This is a genomic window from Micromonospora sp. MH99 (assembly GCF_021442385.1).
Taxonomy (GTDB): domain Bacteria; phylum Actinomycetota; class Actinomycetes; order Mycobacteriales; family Micromonosporaceae; genus Micromonospora.
On the sequence record NZ_MUZA01000006.1, the window covers coordinates 146,156 to 163,411 of the forward strand.

The 17,256-nt window shown below is 72.4% G+C and carries 17 protein-coding genes; 16 read left to right on the forward strand and 1 reads right to left on the reverse strand.

Features of this window, described 5'->3' with window-relative positions; genetic code table 11:
* The first annotated feature begins 17 nt into the window (after window positions 1-17).
* The 14 genes from B0E54_RS05525 to B0E54_RS05590 all read left to right on the forward strand — a co-directional run bounded on the left by B0E54_RS05525 (window position 18) and on the right by B0E54_RS05590 (window position 13,105).
* Complete coding sequence (locus tag B0E54_RS05525) at window positions 18-920, forward strand: tryptophan 2,3-dioxygenase (protein ID WP_234582147.1); 903 nt, start codon at window positions 18-20, stop codon at window positions 918-920.
* A 14-nt stretch (window positions 921-934) separates the two neighbouring features.
* Window positions 935-2,215 (forward strand): kynureninase, encoded by a 1,281-nt coding sequence (gene kynU, locus B0E54_RS05530; RefSeq protein WP_234582148.1) that lies wholly within the window; start codon window positions 935-937, stop codon window positions 2,213-2,215.
* Window positions 2,212-3,549 carry an NAD(P)/FAD-dependent oxidoreductase gene (locus tag B0E54_RS05535; protein WP_234582149.1) on the forward strand — a complete coding sequence of 446 codons (1,338 nt, stop codon included), beginning with the start codon at window positions 2,212-2,214 and terminating at the stop codon, window positions 3,547-3,549. The genes kynU and B0E54_RS05535 overlap by 4 nt, the downstream gene beginning before the upstream one ends.
* Window positions 3,550-3,572: 23 nt before the next feature.
* Complete coding sequence (locus tag B0E54_RS05540; RefSeq protein WP_234582176.1) at window positions 3,573-5,054, forward strand: 2-hydroxymuconic semialdehyde dehydrogenase; 1,482 nt, start codon at window positions 3,573-3,575, stop codon at window positions 5,052-5,054.
* A 20-nt stretch (window positions 5,055-5,074) separates the two neighbouring features.
* Entirely contained in the window at window positions 5,075-5,872 is a 798-nt protein-coding gene (locus B0E54_RS05545; protein WP_234582150.1) for a 2-keto-4-pentenoate hydratase, read from the forward strand.
* Entirely contained in the window at window positions 5,869-6,801 is a 933-nt protein-coding gene (locus tag B0E54_RS05550; protein WP_234582151.1) for an acetaldehyde dehydrogenase (acetylating), read from the forward strand. The genes B0E54_RS05545 and B0E54_RS05550 overlap by 4 nt, the downstream gene beginning before the upstream one ends.
* A complete protein-coding gene (gene dmpG / locus B0E54_RS05555; RefSeq protein WP_234582152.1) occupies window positions 6,798-7,922 on the forward strand; it encodes a 4-hydroxy-2-oxovalerate aldolase in 1,125 nt (374 codons plus the stop codon). Before B0E54_RS05550 ends, dmpG begins: the two co-directional genes overlap by 4 nt.
* Window positions 7,919-8,692, forward strand: a complete 774-nt coding sequence (locus B0E54_RS05560) for a 2-keto-4-pentenoate hydratase (RefSeq protein ID WP_234582153.1) — start codon at window positions 7,919-7,921, stop codon at window positions 8,690-8,692. Before dmpG ends, B0E54_RS05560 begins: the two co-directional genes overlap by 4 nt.
* Window positions 8,689-9,111 carry a RidA family protein gene (locus B0E54_RS05565; RefSeq protein WP_234582154.1) on the forward strand — a complete coding sequence of 141 codons (423 nt, stop codon included), beginning with the start codon at window positions 8,689-8,691 and terminating at the stop codon, window positions 9,109-9,111. Before B0E54_RS05560 ends, B0E54_RS05565 begins: the two co-directional genes overlap by 4 nt.
* On the forward strand, window positions 9,108-9,632 hold the full coding sequence (locus B0E54_RS05570) for a 3-hydroxyanthranilate 3,4-dioxygenase (protein ID WP_234582155.1): 525 nt from the start codon (window positions 9,108-9,110) through the stop codon (window positions 9,630-9,632). Before B0E54_RS05565 ends, B0E54_RS05570 begins: the two co-directional genes overlap by 4 nt.
* A complete protein-coding gene (locus B0E54_RS05575; RefSeq protein ID WP_234582156.1) occupies window positions 9,632-10,639 on the forward strand; it encodes an amidohydrolase family protein in 1,008 nt (335 codons plus the stop codon). The genes B0E54_RS05570 and B0E54_RS05575 overlap by 1 nt, the downstream gene beginning before the upstream one ends.
* Window positions 10,640-10,878: 239 nt before the next feature.
* Window positions 10,879-12,342, forward strand: a complete 1,464-nt coding sequence (locus tag B0E54_RS05580) for an amidase (protein ID WP_234582157.1) — start codon at window positions 10,879-10,881, stop codon at window positions 12,340-12,342.
* Window positions 12,343-12,414: 72 nt separating this feature from the next.
* Window positions 12,415-12,711, forward strand: coding sequence for a hypothetical protein (locus tag B0E54_RS05585; protein ID WP_112584149.1), 297 nt, complete (start codon window positions 12,415-12,417; stop codon window positions 12,709-12,711).
* Window positions 12,698-13,105: a DUF5130 family protein gene (locus B0E54_RS05590; RefSeq protein WP_234582158.1), complete on the forward strand. Its 408-nt coding sequence runs from the start codon at window positions 12,698-12,700 to the stop codon at window positions 13,103-13,105. The genes B0E54_RS05585 and B0E54_RS05590 overlap by 14 nt, the downstream gene beginning before the upstream one ends.
* Window positions 13,106-13,250: 145 nt before the next feature.
* Here B0E54_RS05590 and pepN read toward each other — a convergent pair whose 3' ends face one another.
* Window positions 13,251-15,800, reverse strand: a complete 2,550-nt coding sequence (gene pepN, locus B0E54_RS05595) for an aminopeptidase N (RefSeq protein WP_234582159.1) — start codon at window positions 15,798-15,800, stop codon at window positions 13,251-13,253.
* A gap of 221 nt (window positions 15,801-16,021) precedes the next feature.
* On the opposite strand from pepN, the gene B0E54_RS05600 reads away from it, so the two are divergent.
* Complete coding sequence (locus tag B0E54_RS05600) at window positions 16,022-16,648, forward strand: disulfide bond formation protein DsbA (protein ID WP_234582160.1); 627 nt, start codon at window positions 16,022-16,024, stop codon at window positions 16,646-16,648.
* Between the two features lie 225 nt (window positions 16,649-16,873).
* On the forward strand, window positions 16,874-17,256 hold a 383-nt coding region (locus B0E54_RS05605), incomplete at its 3' end, for a hypothetical protein (protein ID WP_234582161.1).

Here is a 17,256-nt window from a genome sequence, read left to right on the forward strand (position 1 = left end):
GGGAAGGGAGACGACTGGTGGATCAGACGGACCGGCGGGCGCCGAAGCGCGTCGCCACGGTACGACCGGTGACCCCGCGCCAGCGGGCGGCCCGTGCGGCGCGCAACGGCGGCGAGCCGACGCTGGAGTTCGCCGAGCTGGTGCCCTACGACGCGTACGTGCGGGCCAGCGCCCTGCACCAGTTGCAGCAGCCCCTGAGCGACGACCCCGGCGAGATGTCCTTCCTCATGGTCAGTCAGATCATGGAGTTGTACTTCGGGCTGACCTGCCACGAGTTGCGCGAGACCCAGCGTCTGGTGCGCGCCGACCGGATCTGGGACGCGCTGGCCCCGCTGCGCCGCGCCACCCTGCACCTGGAAGGGCTCAACGCCGCCTGGCAGGGCCTGCGCTGGATGACCCCGGCCGACTTCAACAGGTTCCGCAACCTGCTCGGCGAGGGCTCCGGCTTCCAGTCGGCGATGTACCGGCACCTCGAGTTCCTGCTCGGGCTGCGCGACCCCGCGCTGATCCGGCCGTTCCGCCGGCAGAGCGAGGTGCATGGCGCGCTCAGCGCCGCGCTGGCCGCGCCGAGCCTCTGGGACGACGTGGTCGCGCTGCTCGCCCGGCGCGGCTTCGACATCCCCGCCGACCTGCTGAACCGGGACGTGGCGGTCGAGCACGACCCGCAGCCGGCGGTCGAGGCGGCCTGGGTGCGGATCTACGCCGACGGCGGGCCGGACAACCACCTGCGGCTGCTCGGCGAGGCGCTCAGCGGCGTCGCCGAGGAGTTCGGCGACTGGCGGTGGAACCACGTCAAGGCGGTGCAGCGGACAATGGGCGCCAAGGTCGGCAGCGGCGGCTCCGCCGGGCTGGCGTGGTTGCAGCGCAGCATGGCCCGGGTGGTCTTCCCGGAGCTGTGGTCGGCCCGCACCGCGATGTGACCGGAGAGCGAGACATGCACACCCCACAGAGCGAGGCCCACCGCCTCGACCAGGCCGACCCGGGCCACCGACACCTCTTCCACGTGCCGCCCGCCGACGGCGGCGACCACCCCGAGTCGGCGTACCTCGCCGGCAACTCGCTCGGCCTGCAACCCCGGGCCACCCGCGACGAACTCCTGGCCGACCTGGACGCCTGGGGGCGGCTCGGCGTCGAGGGGCACCTGGAGGCCGAGCGCGCCTGGCTGCCGTACCACGAGCTGTTGACCGCGCCGGCCGCCCGACTGGTCGGCGCCCTCCCCGCGGAGACCGTGGTGATGAACTCGCTCACGGTCAACCTGCACCTGCTGATGGTCAGCTTCTACCGCCCGGCCGGCGCGCGCACCCGCATCGTCATCGAGGACAGCGCGTTCCCCTCGGACAGCTATGCGGTGCGCAGCCAGGCCCGCTTCCACGGGCTGGACCCGGACGACACGGTGGTCCGGCTGCGCCCGCGTCCCGGCGAGGATGCAATGCGCACCGAGGACGTCACCGACTACCTGGCCGCCGAGGGTGACCGGGTGGCGCTGGTGCTGCTGGGTGGCGTCAACTACCTCACCGGCGAGCTGCTGGACATCCCGGCGATCACGGCCGCCGGGCGGGCGGCCGGCGCGGTGGTCGGCTGGGACCTGGCCCACGCGGCGGGCAACGTGCCCCTGCGCCTGCACGACTGGGACGTCGACTTCGCCGCCTGGTGCTCCTACAAGTACCTGAACTCGGGGCCGGGCGCGCTGGCCGGCGTCTTCGTGCACGAGCGGCACCTCGGCGATCCCGACCTGCCGCGCTTCGAGGGGTGGTGGAGCACCGCGGCGGCCACCCGGTTCGAGATGACGCCGGTGTCCCGGCCACCGTCCACGGTGGAGGCCTGGCAGATCTCCAACCCGCCGATCTTCGCGATGGGTCCGGTGCGTACCTCGCTGGAGCTGTTCGACACGGTAGGCATGCCGGCGTTGCGCGCCCGCAGTTTGCGACTCACCGGCTGGCTGGAGGCACTGCTCGACGAGGTCACCGCCGACCGGCCGCTGCGCGTGGTCACCCCGCGTGATCCGGCCCGCCGGGGCTGCCAGCTGTCGGTACGCGTCGGCGCCGGCAACGCCGCCGAGCTGACCAAGCGGCTGCGGCACGAGCACGGCGTCATCGCCGATGCCCGGGAGCCGGACATCGTCCGCTTCGCCCCGGTGCCGCTCTACTCCACGTACCTGGACTGCTGGCGGGCCGCCGCGGCGCTGGCCGCGACCGTGGGGCAGGTGAACCCATGACCGCCCGGCGCGACGAGATCGCGATCATCGGCGCCGGCCTGGCCGGCTGTCTGGCCGCCTGCTTCCTGGCCCGGCGCGGCTACCCGGTGGCCCTCTACGAGCGTCGGCCGGACCCGCGTGCCGGCGCGGCCGAGCGGGGACGCTCGATCAACCTGGCCCTCTCCGAGCGCGGGTTGGACGCGCTGCGCCGGATCGGGCTGGCCGAGCAGGTGATGACCGACGCGCTGCCGATGCGCGGCCGGATGATCCACCCGGTCGAGGGGGAGCAGCAGTTCCAGTCGTACAGCGCGGCCGGTGACCGGGCGATCAACTCGATCAGCCGGGGAGCGCTCAACAACGCCCTGCTGGACGCCGCCGCCGCGCTGCCCGGGGTCCGGATCGTCTTCGACCACCGGCTCGTCGGGCTCGACCCGGCCGACCGCACCCTGAGCTTCGACACCCCGCAGGGCACGGTCGGTGCGAAGGCGTCGGTCGTGTTGGGCGCCGACGGCGCCGGCTCCGCGGTACGCGGACAACTGCTGGCGTACGGGCTGCTGCGCGAGAGCGTGGACTTCCTCGACTACGGCTACAAGGAGCTGACGATTCCGCCGCTCGGCGGCGACTTCGCCCTGGATCCGGACGCGCTGCACATCTGGCCGCGCGGCACCTCGATGATGATCGCGTTGCCGAACCCGGACCGTTCCTTCACCTGCACGCTGTTCTGGCCCAACGAGGGCGTCGGCAGTTTCGCGGCCCTGGACAACCCGGCCGCGATCAGGGCGCACTTCGCCGAGCAGTACCCGGATGTGGTCCCGCTCGCCCCGAACCTGGTCGACGACTACCAGCACAACCCGGTGGGCGTGCTCGGCACGGTGCGCAGCACCCCCTGGCAGGTCAACGGCAGTGTCGGCCTGCTCGGCGACGCGGCCCACGCCATCGTGCCGTTCTACGGCCAGGGCGCCAACTGCGCCTTCGAGGATGTCGTCGAGCTGGACCGCTGCCTCGACGAGTGTGCCGACGAGTGGTCGGCAGCGTTGCCGCTGTTCCAGCGCCGCCGGCAGGAGAACGCCGAGGCCATCGCGCAGATGGCGCTTACCAACTTCGTGGAGATGCGCGACAAGGTCGCCTCGCCGGTGTTCCAGACCCGCCGGCGGGTGGAGCACGCCCTGGAACGGGCACTGCCCGGCCGGTACGTTTCCCAGTACGAGCTGGTGTCCTTCTCCACCACCCCGTACGCCGAGGTGCGCCGCCGGGTCCGCCGGCAGCACCGGGTGCTCGGCGCGGTCGCGGGTGGGGCCGCGCTGCTGCTGGTGGGCGCGATCACGGCGGGGCTCAGCCGAGGGAGGCGCAGATGACCGGCACCTGGGACGCCACGCTGATGACCGGCCGCGCGCCGGCCGGGCCGTCGCGGCTGCGCAACTTCGTCGGCGGCGAGTTCGTCGACGGCGGGTCGACGTTCACCAAGGTGAGCCCGGTGACCGGCGAGCCGGTCTTCGAGGTCGTCGAGGCGGCGCGGTCCACCGTGGACGACGCGGTTGCGGCAGCCCGCGCGGCGTTGCGTGGGCCGTGGGGCCGGATGGGGGAGCGCGAGCGCGCCGAGGTGCTGCGCCGTGTCGCGGACGAGCTGGAACGTCGCTTCGACGATCTGGTCACCGCCGAGGTCGCCGACACCGGCAAGTCCATCGCCCAGGCCCGCACGCTGGACATCCCGCGTGGCGCGGCGAACTTCCGGGCGTTCGCGGAGATCGTCGCGACCGCGCCCACCGAGTCGTTCACCACTGTCACCCCGACCGGCGGCCGGGCGCTGAACTACGCCGTCCGCAAGCCGGTCGGCGTGGTCGCGGTCATCGTGCCGTGGAACCTGCCGCTGCTGCTGCTCACCTGGAAGGTCGCCCCGGCGCTCGCCTGCGGCAACGCCGTGGTGGTCAAGCCCAGCGAGGAGACGCCCGCCTCGGCGACGTTGCTCGCCGAGGTGATGGCCGCCGCCGGCGTACCGGACGGGGTGTTCAACCTGGTGCACGGCTTCGGGCCGGACTCGGCCGGCGAGTTCCTCACCCGCCACCCCGGCGTCGACGCGATCACCTTCACCGGCGAGTCGGCCACCGGCGGCGCGATCATGCGGGCCGCCGCCGACGGCGTGAAGGCGGTGAGCTTCGAGCTGGGCGGCAAGAACGCCGGCCTGGTCTTCGCCGACGCCGACCTGGACGCGGCGGTGGCCGGCTCGATGCGCTCCAGCTTCACCAACGGCGGCCAGGTGTGCCTGTGCACCGAGCGCATCTACGTGCAGCGGCCGGTCTTCGAGGAGTTCACCGCCCGGCTGGCGAAGCGGGCCGGCGAGCTGGCGTACGGCTGGCCGACCGACGAGGCCACCGCCACCATGCCGCTGATCTCCCCGCAGCACCGGGCGAAGGTGCTCGGCGCGTACGAGCTGGCCCGCGCCGAGGGCGCCGAGGTGCTCACCGGCGGCGGCACGCCCACTTTCGGTGACGCCCGCGACGGCGGGTCGTACGTGCAGCCGACGGTGCTCACCGGCCTCGGCCCGGCCGCCCGCACCAACCGGGAGGAGATCTTCGGCCCGGTCGTGCACGTGGCGCCGTTCGACACCGAGGACGAGGCGTACGCCCTGGCCAACGGCACCGAGTACGGCCTGGCGGCGACCGTGTGGACCCGGGACGTGGGCGTCGCACACCGGGCCGGAGTCCGACTGGACGCGGGCATCGTCTGGGTCAACACCTGGTTCCTGCGGGACCTGCGCACGCCGTTCGGTGGGGTGAAGGCCTCCGGGATCGGTCGCGAGGGCGGCGTGCACTCGTTGAACTTCTACTCCGAACTCACCAACGTCTGCGTGGACCTGTCGTGAGCCGTAGCGAGGGAGCGGGCATGGAAGCCGACATCGAGGCCGCCAACCGGGAGCTGGCCGACGCCCGCAGCACCGGCAAGCCCTGCCCGCCGCTGCGCGGTCGGCTGCTGCCGGAGGGCGACGTCGAGTCCGCGTACCGCGTGCAGCAGCTCCAGACGCGGGCCTGGCAGGGTCGCGGCGAGCGCCGCGTGGGCGCGAAGATCGGGTTGACCTCGCGGGCGGTGCAGGAGACCTTCGGGGTGTTCCAGCCGGACTTCGGGATGCTCACCGACGCCATGGCGGTCGGCGACGGGGTCGAGGTGCCGATCGACCGGCTGCTCCAGCCGCGGGTCGAGGCGGAGATCGCGTTCGTGCTCGACAAGGATCTCGCGGATCCGCAGATCACGACTGTCGACCTGATCCGCGCCGTCGACCACGTGCTGCCGGCGATCGAGATCGTCGACTCGCGCATCGCCGGCTGGGACATCTCCATCGTGGACACCGTCGCCGACAACGCCTCCAGCGGGCTCTTCGTGCTCGGCACCACGCCGCGCCGCCTCGCCGACGTCGACCTGCGGCTGTGCGGAATGGTGCTGGAGCATGCCGGCGAGCCGGTCTCGGTCGGCGCGGGCGCGGCCTGCCTGGGCAACCCGCTGCACGCCCTGCACTGGCTGGCCGGCACCCTCGCCCGCGCCGGTGACCCGCTGCGCGCCGGGGACGTGGTCCTCTCCGGGGCGCTCGGCCCGATGGTGCCGGTTACCCCGGGGGCTGCGTACGAGGCACGGATCTCCGGGCTCGGCTCGGTGCGTACGGCCTTCACCCGAGGGGAGTCAGCGTGAGCGTCGGCGTGGCGGTGCTCGGTTCCGGAAACATCGGCACCGACCTGATGATCAAAGTTCTCCGGCTCAGTGACAGCCTGCGGATGGTGGCGATGGCCGGCATCGACCCGGCCTCCGACGGCCTGGCCCGGGCCCGCCGACTCGGCGTGGCCACCACCGCCGACGGCGTCGACGGGCTGGTCGCGATGCCCGAGTTCGCCGACGTCGAACTGGTCTTCGACGCGACCTCGGCGGGCGCGCACCGACGCCACGACGAGGTGCTGCGCGCGCACGGCAGGACGCTTGTCGACCTGACCCCGGCCGCGCTCGGCCCGTACGTGGTGCCGCCGGTCAACCTCGACGAGCACCTGCACGAGCCGAACGTCAACATGGTGACCTGCGGCGGGCAGGCGACAGTGCCGATCGTCGCCGCCGTCCGCCGGATCACCCCGGTGGCGTACGGGGAGATCGTCGCGTCGATCGCGTCGAAGTCGGCCGGGCCGGGCACCCGGGCCAACATCGACGAGTTCACCGAGACCACCGCTCGCGCCATCGAGGTGGTCGGCGGGGCGGAGCGGGGCAAGGCGATCATCGTGTTGAACCCGGCGGACCCGCCGCTGCTCATGCGCGACACCGTCTACTGCCTCTGCCCGGACGTCGACGCCGACACCGCAGCCATCGCCGCCTCGGTCGCCGAGATGGTGGCGACGGTCCAGGAGTACGTCCCCGGCTACCGGCTCAAGCAGGACGTGCAGTTCGACCGCGTCGAGGCGTACGTGCCGACGCTCGGGCGGCAGCTCACCGCGTTGCAGGTGTCGGTCTACCTGGAGGTCTCCGGGGCGGGCCACTACCTGCCCGCGTACGCCGGGAACCTGGACATCATGACCTCCGCCGCGCTGCGCACCGCGGAGCGGCTGGTCGCCAGGCGTTCGACGGGAGCGGTGGCATGACCGACCTGTACATCCAGGACGTGACGCTGCGCGACGGCATGCACGCCATCGCCCACCGGTACACGGTCGACCAGGTACGCACCATCGCCGCCGCCCTGGACGCCGCCGGGGTGGCCGCGATCGAGGTGGCGCACGGCGACGGGCTCGCCGGGTCCAGCGTCAACTACGGCCACGGCGCGGCCAGCGACGCCGAGTGGATCTCCGCCGCCGCCGAGGTGATGACGAACGCGAAGCTCACCACCCTGCTGCTGCCCGGCATCGGCACGATCGCCGACCTGAAGGCGGCGAAGGCGCTCGGGGTGACGAGCGTCCGCATCGCCACCCACTGCACCGAGGCCGACATCTCCGCCCAGCACATCTCCTGGGCGCGGGAGAACGGCATGGACGTGTCGGGCTTCCTGATGATGTCGCACATGAACGATCCGGCCGGGCTCGCCGGGCAGGCCAAGCTCATGGAGTCGTACGGGGCGCACTGCGTCTACGTCACCGACTCCGGCGGCCGGCTGCTGATGTCGGACGTGGCGCAGCGGGTCGACGCGTACCGGCAGGTCCTCGACCCGGCGACGCAGATCGGCATCCACGCCCACCACAACCTGTCGCTCGGCGTCGCCAACAGCGTGCTGGCGGTCGAGCACGGCCGGATCACCGGGTCCGCGCCGGCCGGTACCGACGCGGCCCACGGCCGGACGGTCCGCGTGGACGCCTCCCTCGCCGGAATGGGCGCGGGCGCCGGGAACGCACCGCTGGAGGTCTTCGTGGCGGTCGCCGAGCTGCACGGCTGGAAGCACGGCTGCGACGTGTTCGCGCTGATGGACGCCGCCGACGACATCGTCCGCCCGTTGCAGGACCGGCCGGTCCAGGTGGACCGGGAGACGCTCTCCCTGGGGTACGCGGGGGTCTACTCCAGCTTCCTGCGGCACGCCGAGCGGGCCTCGGACCGCTACGGCGTCGACGTCCGGTCGATCCTGGTCGAGCTGGGTCGCCGTCGGATGGTCGGCGGCCAGGAGGACATGATCGTCGACGTGGCACTCGACCTGGCCGGCAAGGAGCAGGCTGTGAGCGCGAGGAGTGAGCCGGGTTTGCGAGCCCCGCAGTCGCGAACGGAAGGTGACGCAGCATGATCGGCGTGGACATCACCGGGATCGCCGACAAGCTCGGCGCGGCGGCCGACACGGCCACCGCGATCGGTCAGCTCGCCGCCGAGACCGGTCTCGACGTGGACACCGCGTACGGCGTGCAGGCCGCCCTGGTGCAGCGCCGACTGGAACGCGGCGAGCGGCTGGTCGGGCTGAAGATGGGGCTGACCAGCCGGGCGAAGATGGCCCAGGTCGGCGTGGACGAGGTGATCTGGGGGCGGCTCACCGACGCGATGCGGGTGCCCGACGGCGGCACGGTCGACCCGGCCGCGTACATCCATCCCCGGGTCGAGCCGGAGGTGGCGTTCCTGCTGGATCGGCTGCCGGAGCCGGGCGAGCCGGTCGGCGACTTCACCACTGCGGTCCGCGCGGTCGCGCCGGCCATCGAGCTGATCGACTCCCGGTACGCGGATTTCCGCTTCTCGCTGCCGGACGTCGTCGCCGACAACACCTCGGCCGCCGCGTTCGTGATCGGTCCGTGGTCGCCGGTGCCGTCGGGGCTGGACAACCTGGGCGTGCTGCTGGAGGTCGACGGTCGGGTGGCCCAGGTCGGTTCGACGGCGGCGATCCTCGGCGATCCGCGTCGGGCGCTCGACGAGGGCATCCGGCTGGCCGGCCGGCACGGGGTGCGGTTGCAGTCCGGCTGGGTCTTCCTGGCCGGTGCGGCCACCGCCGCGGTGCCGCTGCGTCCCGGCGCGCACATCCGCGCGGTCGTCGAGAAGCTCGGCACGGCGTCCCTGCGGGCGTCGTCATGAGCGGGGTCGTCGTCGCCGGCAAGGCCGTCCCTCGCGGAGCATTTCCGCACGTCAAGGTCGCCGGTGGGTTCGTCTTCGTCTCCGGTACGTCGTCGCGATGCCCGGACAACAGCTTCGCCGGTGTCGAGGTCGACGAGTTCGGCACGACGAACCTCGACATCCGGGTGCAGACGCGGGCCGTGATCGAGAACATCGGCGACCTGCTGCGCTCGGTCGGCGCGGACCTCACCGACCTCGTCCAGGTGACCACGTATCTGGTCAACATGAACGACTTCGGCGGTTACAACGAGGTGTGGGCGGAGTTCTTCGACGCGTCCGGGCCGACCCGCACCACTGTGGCGGTGCACCAGCTGCCGCACCCGCACCTGCTCATCGAGATCCAGGCCGTGGCCCTTCTTCCCTCGGGAGGTCAGTCGTGAGTGAGATCGCCGAGCCGTTCAGCTTTCCGGGCTGGATCGCCGACAACCAGCACCTGTTGAAGCCACCGGTGGGCAACAAGGAGATGTTCCCCGGCGGCGACGACTTCATCGTGATGGTGGTGGGCGGGCCCAACCAGCGCACCGACTTCCACGTGGACCCGTACGAGGAGTTCTTCTACCAGGTCAAGGGCAACATGCACATCAACCTGATGACCCCGGAGGGTCCGCGTACGGTGCACGTGCGCGAGGGTCAGATGTGGATGCTGCCGCGCAACACCCCGCACTCGCCGCAGCGCCCCGAGGCCGGCTCGATCGGCGTGGTCGTCGAGCGGGTGCGTGAGGAGGGCACGCTGGAGACGTTCCAGTGGTACTGCCCCGGCTGCGGCAACAAGGTGCACGAGGTGGAGTTGCAGGTCCGCGACATCGCGGCCGACCTGCCACCGGTGTTTCAGGCGTTCTACGCGGATGAGAAGGCGCGCACCTGCGCCAACTGCGGCACCCTGCACCCGGGCAAGGGCTGATGCCCGCAGGTGTCGTCGACGTGCACACGCACGTCGTACCCAAGGGGTGGCCGGACCTCGGCGCGGCGTGCGGCGGGTCCGGCTGGCCCTGGTTGCGGGTCGACTCCGAGCGCGCCGCCATGATCATGGTGGGGGAGACGGAGTTCCGTCCGGTCGGCGCCGAGTGCTGGGACGCCTCGACGCGGCTGGCCGACATGGACGCCGACGGCGTGGCCGTGCAGGTGGTGTCGCCGACGCCCGTCTTCTTCAGCTACGACCGTCCGGCCGACCAGGCGGTGAAGGTCGCCCGGATCTTCAACGACCTCACCCTGAAGGTCACCGCTGCCGGTGGCGACCGGCTGGTGCCGTTCTGTCAGGTGCCCCTTCAGGACCCGGACGCGGCCTGCGCGGAGTTGGACCGCAGTCTGGCCGCCGGGCACGTCGGCGTGGAGATCGGCAACCACGTCGGCGACCGGGACCTGGACGACGCCGGGGTGGTCACCTTCCTCACGCACTGCGCCGAGGTGGGTGCGCCCGTCTTCGTCCACCCGTGGGACATGCCGAACGGCCCGCGTCTGGACCGCTGGATGGCCCGCTGGCTCACCGGGATGCCCGCCGAGACGCACCTGTCGGTGCTGGCGATGATCCTGGGCGGCGTCTTCGACCGGGTACCCGAGACGCTGCGGATCTGCTTCGCGCACGGCGGCGGCAGCTTCCCGTTCTGGCTCGGCCGCGCCGACAACGCCTGGCACCGCCGTGGTGACCTGGTCCGTGGCGCGTCCGTCGCCCCGCCCAGCAGCTACGTCGACCGGTTCAGCGTCGACTCGGTGGTCTTCGCGCCGCCCGCGCTGCGGCTGCTTGTCGACACGATGGGGGAGGACCGGGTGCTGGTCGGCAGCGACTACCCGTACCCGCTGGGCGAGCGACCGGCCGGTGCGGTCGTCGAGGGGGCCGACTTCCTCACCGACGCCCAGCGCGACAAGCTCCGATCCACCAACGCGCTGCGCTTCCTGTACGGGCAGCGCTGACGGCGTACCCCTGGTAGCGCTCTCGGACGACGGACGGCTGCGACGGGTCGACGGACCTGTTCCGTTGCCTTTGCTCTGCTTCAATCCAGGCAACACCACGTGTCCGATAATCGGACATCGACTGTTTCCTCTGTTGAAGCAGAGCAAAGGACGCCGGCAGGGTGGTGCGGTCGACCGCAGTCCGACGCCGACGCCGTGTCGGTCCGCTGGCAGCCGCTCCCAGCGGGCAGGATGAGGACATGGCCGAGCCGCACGACCTGACGGCGCTGGAGCAGGCCGCCGCCATCGCCCGCGGCGAGCTCTCCAGCGTCGAGCTGGTCGAGCACCACCTGAGCCGGGTGGCGGCGCTCGGCGACACCGTGGGCGCGTTCGTCACCGTCACCGAGGACCTCGCCCGACAGGCCGCCCGCGCCGCCGACGCCGCCCCGAGCGAGGCGCGTGGCCCGCTGCACGGCGTGCCGACCGCCATCAAGGACCTGACGCTCACCGCGGGGGTGCGCACCACCTTCGGCTCGGCGGCGTTCGCCGACTTCGTCCCGCCCGTCGACGCCGACGTGGTCCGGTTCATCAAGGCCGCCGGCCTCGTCAGCCTCGGCAAGACGACCACCTCCGAGCTGGGCTGCTCGCTCTACTCGGAGGGCCGCGTCGCGCCGCCGGCCCGCAACCCGTGGCAGCTCGCGTACACCGCCGGTGGTTCCAGTGGCGGCGCGGCGGCGGCGGTCGCGGCCGGCCTCGTGCCGATCGCCCAGGGGTCCGACGGGGGCGGCTCCCTCCGCATCCCGGCGTCGCTCTGCGGCCTGATCGGCTACAAGCCCAGCCGCGGCCTGGTCTCCGGCGGGCCGCTCGGCTCGGGCGCCTTCGGGCTGCCCACCAGCGGCCCGCTCGGGCGGACCGTCGCCGACATCGCCGCACTGCTCGACGTCATGGCCGTGCCGGTGCCGGGCGAGCCCTACCTGCCGCCGCCCGCGCCGCCCGGTGGATACCTGGCCGCGGCCCGCCGGGCCGAGCCCGGCCGGTTGCGGATCGGCCGGTTCACCACACCGATGCTCGCCGACGAGCCGGTGCACCCCGACTGCGTGGCCGCCGTCGACCGGGCCGCCGCGCTGCTCACCAGCGCCGGCCACGAGGTGGTCGAGGTGCCGCCGCCGCTCACGCCCGCGGTGTGGCCACTGTTCGAGATCCTCTGGTACGTGTTGGCGCTCGCCCCGGTGCCGCCGCAACGGGAGGCGGAACTGCTGCCGTTGACCCGGCTGATGCGTGCCCGGGGCGCCGCGATCAGCGCCGGCACGCTCGCGGCCACCCTGGGGGAGTTGCAGTCGCAGGTACGTCTCGGCGCCGCCCGTACCGCCGGCTGTGACCTGCTGCTCTGCCCCACCCTGGCCGCCCCGCAGGCACCCGTCGGCTGGTTCACCGCCGACGGCGACCCGGCGGCCGATTTCGACAGGCAACGCCGCTTCTCGCCCTACTGCGCGATCTTCAACGTGACAGGCGATCCCTCGGTGTCCCTGCCGGTGGGCGCCACGGCCGACGGCCTGCCCGTCGGGGTGCTCCTCACCGGCCGGTACGGCGACGACGCGCGGCTCATCGCGACCGCTGCGCAACTGGAGCACGCCAGTGACGGATGGGATCGGCACCCCGCAATCTGGCGGGCCGTCGACTCCGCTAACGTGAATGGCGACGGAGTTGGCCGGTCGCCATCATGATCGTCCATCCGACCCGATTGTTCGAGGTCCTTCTTCCGCCTGGGGGCGTTGGGATTGTCTGTTACCGAGACGTTGCTGGTCTTCGTCGGCATCCCGTTGGCCGCGGTGCTGGTCATCGCCGGCCTGTCGTACGCCGGTAGCCGTGGTGGTGCCACCGGCGGTGGCGGTGGCGCCAAGCGCTACCGGCCGGGCCGGCCCTTCGACTTCACTCCGGTCTGGTTCCTGGGCCGCCCGGAGCAGCTGGCCGACTCGGCCGGCACCGCGCTGACCGCGGGGGCGCAGGCGCCCGCGCTGACCAGCCACAAGCTAGAGCAGGCCAGCGTCGAGGCGCCGGCCGGTGGAACCGGAGGCGCAAGTGACCGTTGGTGAGAAGCAGGCCGGGACGGACAACCCGCCCGAGGTGCTGGACGGGCCGTTCTCGACCCGCCAGCTGCTGCGCATCGACGAGGCCCTGCGCCTGGCCGACAGGGGCACCGGCCTGGTCTTCTCGGTGTTCGTCGGCGGCCTGGACGAGCCGATCCGTGAGCACGCCCAGCGGCTGCACCGCCAGCTCGCCGAGCCCGACAAGTCGGTGCTGATCGCCGTGTCGCCCAACCAGCGCCAGTTGGAGATCGTCACCGGGCGGCACGCCCGCAAGCGCATCCCCGACACGTACGCCAAGCTGGCCGCGCTCTCCATGGTCGGCGCGTTCAGCGGCGGCGACCTGGCCGGCGGCATCATCAACGGCCTCGACCAGTTGGCCAGCCACGCCGGCAAGGGCTGAGCCCTTCTCGTACGTCGAAGCCCGACCCGCCGCACGGCAGGTCGGGCTTCGTCGCGTTACGCCGCGCCAGGTCAGCGCGCTGCCCCTGCTTCAGGTCAGCGACATGGGGGTGGCCGCGCGGGCGGCCACCCCCATGTCGGCGATGTCAGTGCTGCTGGGCGTCCTTCGCGCGGGCCTTGAGGGCCCGCACCACACCGTCGCGGCCCTCGGCGACCAGTCGACGCAGCGGGCCGGGGTTGCCCTCACCGGCCAGCCACGTGTCGGTCGCCGCCACCGTGTCGTCGTCCACCAGGTAGGTCGGGTACGCCAACTGGGCGAACTCCTGCGCCGGCTCGCTGTCCCGCGTGGCCCACACCTGGCCGATCGCCGCGAAGTACTTCTCCCGGTACGGGGCGACCAGCTCCACCTGCGCCGGGTGGGCGAAGCCCTGCAACAGCGCCCGGTGCCGCCAGTTCGGCAGCGCGTCCGGGCCGGTCAGCAGCGCCCACACGGCCGCCTTGTTCTCCGCCGTCGGCACCAGCGCGTGCGCGTACGCGGCCTCCCGCTCGCCGCTGGCGGTACGGTCGCCGGCCAGCTCGGCCTCGATCTCGGCGGCACCTGCCGCGCCGTTGGCCACCAGCGCCCCGAGCACCGTCCAGCGCAGCTCGGTGTCCACGGTCAGCCCGGCCGGCACGCCGGTGCCGTCCAGCCAGCCCCGTAGCGTGGCCAGGTCCTCTTCGGACCGGGCGGCCGAGGTGTACGCCCGCGCCCAGGCCAGCTGGAAACCGCTGCCCGGCTCGGCGGAGGCCAGCGCGTCCTTCGCCGAGCGAGCCAGCCCCGCCCAGCCGGTGGGCGCCCACTCCGGGTCGGCGTAGAGGGTGAGCGCGGTGGTGGCCTGGCGCAGGGTGGCGGTCACCAGGTTGATGTCGGTCTCCGCGGAGAGCCCGGCCAGCACCAGCGCCACGTAGTCGCGGGTCGCCAGCTCGGCGTCCCGGGTCATGTCCCACGCGGCCGTCCAGCAGAGGGCGCGGGCCAGCGACGAGTCGAAGCCGCCGATGTGCTGTACCACAGTGGCCATCGACCGGTCGTCGAGACGCAGCTTGGTGTAGCTCAGGTCGTCGTCGTTGAGCAGCAGCACGTCGGCGGCTCGGACGCCACGCAGGTCGGCGAGGTCGGTCCGCTCGCCGGTCACGTCCACCTCGTGGCGTTCGCGGCGGACCAGCTGCCCGTCGGTCAGGTCGTACAGGCCCACGCCGATCCGGTGGGTGCGCAGCGTCGGGTACGCCGTCGGCGCCTCCTGCCGCACGACCACCTGCTCGTACGTGCCGTCGGCGGCGATCGTCACCTCCGGGCGCAGCGTGTTGACCTGCGCGGTCTCCAGCCACTGCGCGGCGAACTTGCGCAGTTCCCGGCCCGAGGCCGCCTCCAGCTCGGTGAGCAGGTCGTCGAAGGTGGCGTTGCCCCAGGCGTGCTTGCCGAAGTACGCCCGCAGCCCGGCCACGAACGGCTCCTCACCCACGTACGCGACGAGCTGCTTGAGCACGCTCGCGCCCTTGGCGTAGGTGATGCCGTCGAAGTTGACCTCGACGGCCTCCATGTCCGGCATCTCGGTGTAGACCGGGTGGGTGGAGGAGAGCTGGTCCTGCCGGTAGCCCCAGTTCTTGCGGATCGACAGGAACGTCGTCCACGCCTCGGTGAACCGGGTGGCGTGGGTGTTGCACCAGTGGCTGGCCCACTCGGCGAACGACTCGTTGAGCCACAGGTCGTTCCACCAGCGCATGGTGACCAGGTCACCGAACCACATGTGGGCCATCTCGTGCAGGATCGTGTTGGCCCGCTGCTCGTACTCGAAGTCGGTGACCTGCGAGCGGAACAGGTAGTGCGACTCGGCGTGCGTGACGCAGCCGAAGTTCTCCATCGCGCCGGCGTTGAAGTCGGGCACCCACAGCTGGTCGTACTTGGGCAGCGGGTAGCGCACGCCGAACTTCTCGTGGAAGAAGTCGAAGCCCTGCTTGGTGATGAGGAACAGGTTGTCGGAGTCCAGGTACTGAGCCATCGACGCCCGGGAGAACACGCCCAGGTCGATGCCGTCGTGGCTGTCCCGCACCTCGTGGTACGGACCCGCGCACAGCGCCGTGATGTAGGTGCTCATCCGGGCCGACTCGGTGAAGTGGAGGGTCTTGAGCCCCTCGCCGGCCGGCTCCTCGCGCTGCACCGGCATGTTGGACACGACCCGCCAGTGCGCCGGCACCGTGGCGTGCCAGGTGTAGACGCTCTTCAGGTCGGGCTGGTCGAAGCAGGCGAACACCCGCTGCGCGTCGGCAGTCTCGAACTGGCTGTAGAGGTAGGTCTCGCCGTCCACCGGGTCGACCGTGCGGTGCAGACCCTGCCCACTGTTGGAGTAGGCGAAGTCCGCATCGACGACAAGGGTGTTCTCGGCGGCCAGCCCGGTGAGGGTCAGGCCCTTCTCGGCCGACCAGTCGGACAGGTCCACCGGGGCGCCGTTCAGGGTGGCGGACCGCACCGTCTCGGCGGCCAGCTCGATGAACGTGCTCGCTCCCGGTTCGCCGCAGCGGAACCGGACCTCGGTCGTCGAGGAGAACGTGCGGCCGTCGGCCGCCAGCACGGCGGTCGACAGGTCCAGACTGATGTCGTACCCGGTCACCTCGAGCAGGCGGGCCCGCTCGGTCGCCTCGACCTGCGTCAGGTTACGCACTCCCGGCACTGTTCGTCTCCATCCCACGTCTCGCCGTACGCCCGGCGGCGCCCGTCTGCCGACCGCTCGTGACGTCCGGCCCGATCCGAGTCTTCCACGTACGGGCACCCGGCGGTGGGCGAGGTCACGCTCTCATTCGGGTGCCGGTCGATGCGCCGTGGGGTGAGGATCGAGGTGAGACGCCGGACTGCCGGCGCCACCCGTCGCGAAGGGACCTCACCGTGACCGATCGTGTCACCGCCGACATGTGGTTCGACCCGATTTGCCCATGGGCGTGGATCACGTCCCGCTGGCTGCTGGAGGTCGAGCAGGTCCGTGACGTGGACATCCGCTTCCACGTCATGAGCCTGTCCGTGCTCAACGAGGGCCGGGACGAGCTGCCCGAGGAGTACAAGGCTCTGCTGAGCACCGCCTGGGGCCCGGTACGGATCTGCATCGCCGCCGAGCAGCGCTACGGCAACGACGTGCTGGGCAAGCTCTACACGGCGCTCGGCACCCGCATCCACCTCGGTAAGGAAGAGCGGGGTCAGGAGCTCTACGTGGCCGCGCTGACCGAGGCCGGCCTGGACCCGGCGTTGGCCGCCGCCGCCGACAGCACCGAGTACGACGAGGCGCTGCGGGCCAGCCACGAGGCCGGCATGCGCCCGGTCGGGCAGGACGTCGGCACCCCTGTCGTCCACGCGCCCGGCCCGGACGGCAGCCCGGTCGCGTTCTTCGGCCCGGTGATCACGCCGCGCCCCAAGGGCGAGGCCGCCGGACGGCTCTGGGACGGCGTCCTCCTGGTCGCCGGCACCCCGGGCTTCTACGAGCTCAAGCGCACCCGTGAGCAGTCCCCGATCTTCGACTGACCACTACCGCCACGCGCCCCCGTCCGGACTCCGTCGGGTGTCCGGGCGGGGGCGCGTCGCGCCGGACGCGGTCCGGGCGAGGGTGTCTCGCGCCGGACCCGGGGTGCGGCTGCGCGGGGTCGGGAACTGTCACAGCGTCACCGCTGGGCGGGCGGCGTCGTTTCCCTCGGTGTCCGCCGCAGCGACCCGCAGGGCCGCACCCCGCAGCTCGTGGAGGCAATCCCGATGGCCAAGCACCGTGCGTCCGGTGACGATCAGCTGACCCGACAGGGGGTGATCGAGACTCCCGGCGCGGCCTACTGGTCGGTCGACGACTCCCGCTGGCCGACGGTCCGCCCCGACCTTCCCGCAGACGTGGTGGACCTGCTCGCGCCGCCCATCGTGGTCGGCGTGGCCCGGGTGCCGGTCACCTCGCGGCTGACGCCCGCACCTGTCACGCCGGCACCTGTCACGCCCGCACCGGCGACACCTGTGGTGTCGACGCCGGCGGCGCTGGAGCCGGTCGTACCGTCGGCCGTGGAACCGGTGGTGGTGGCGGCCGCGCCGGCCGAGCCCGCCCCGCCCCCGCCGGCGCCCACCGCCCCGCGGCCGGTGCCGACGCCGCCGCT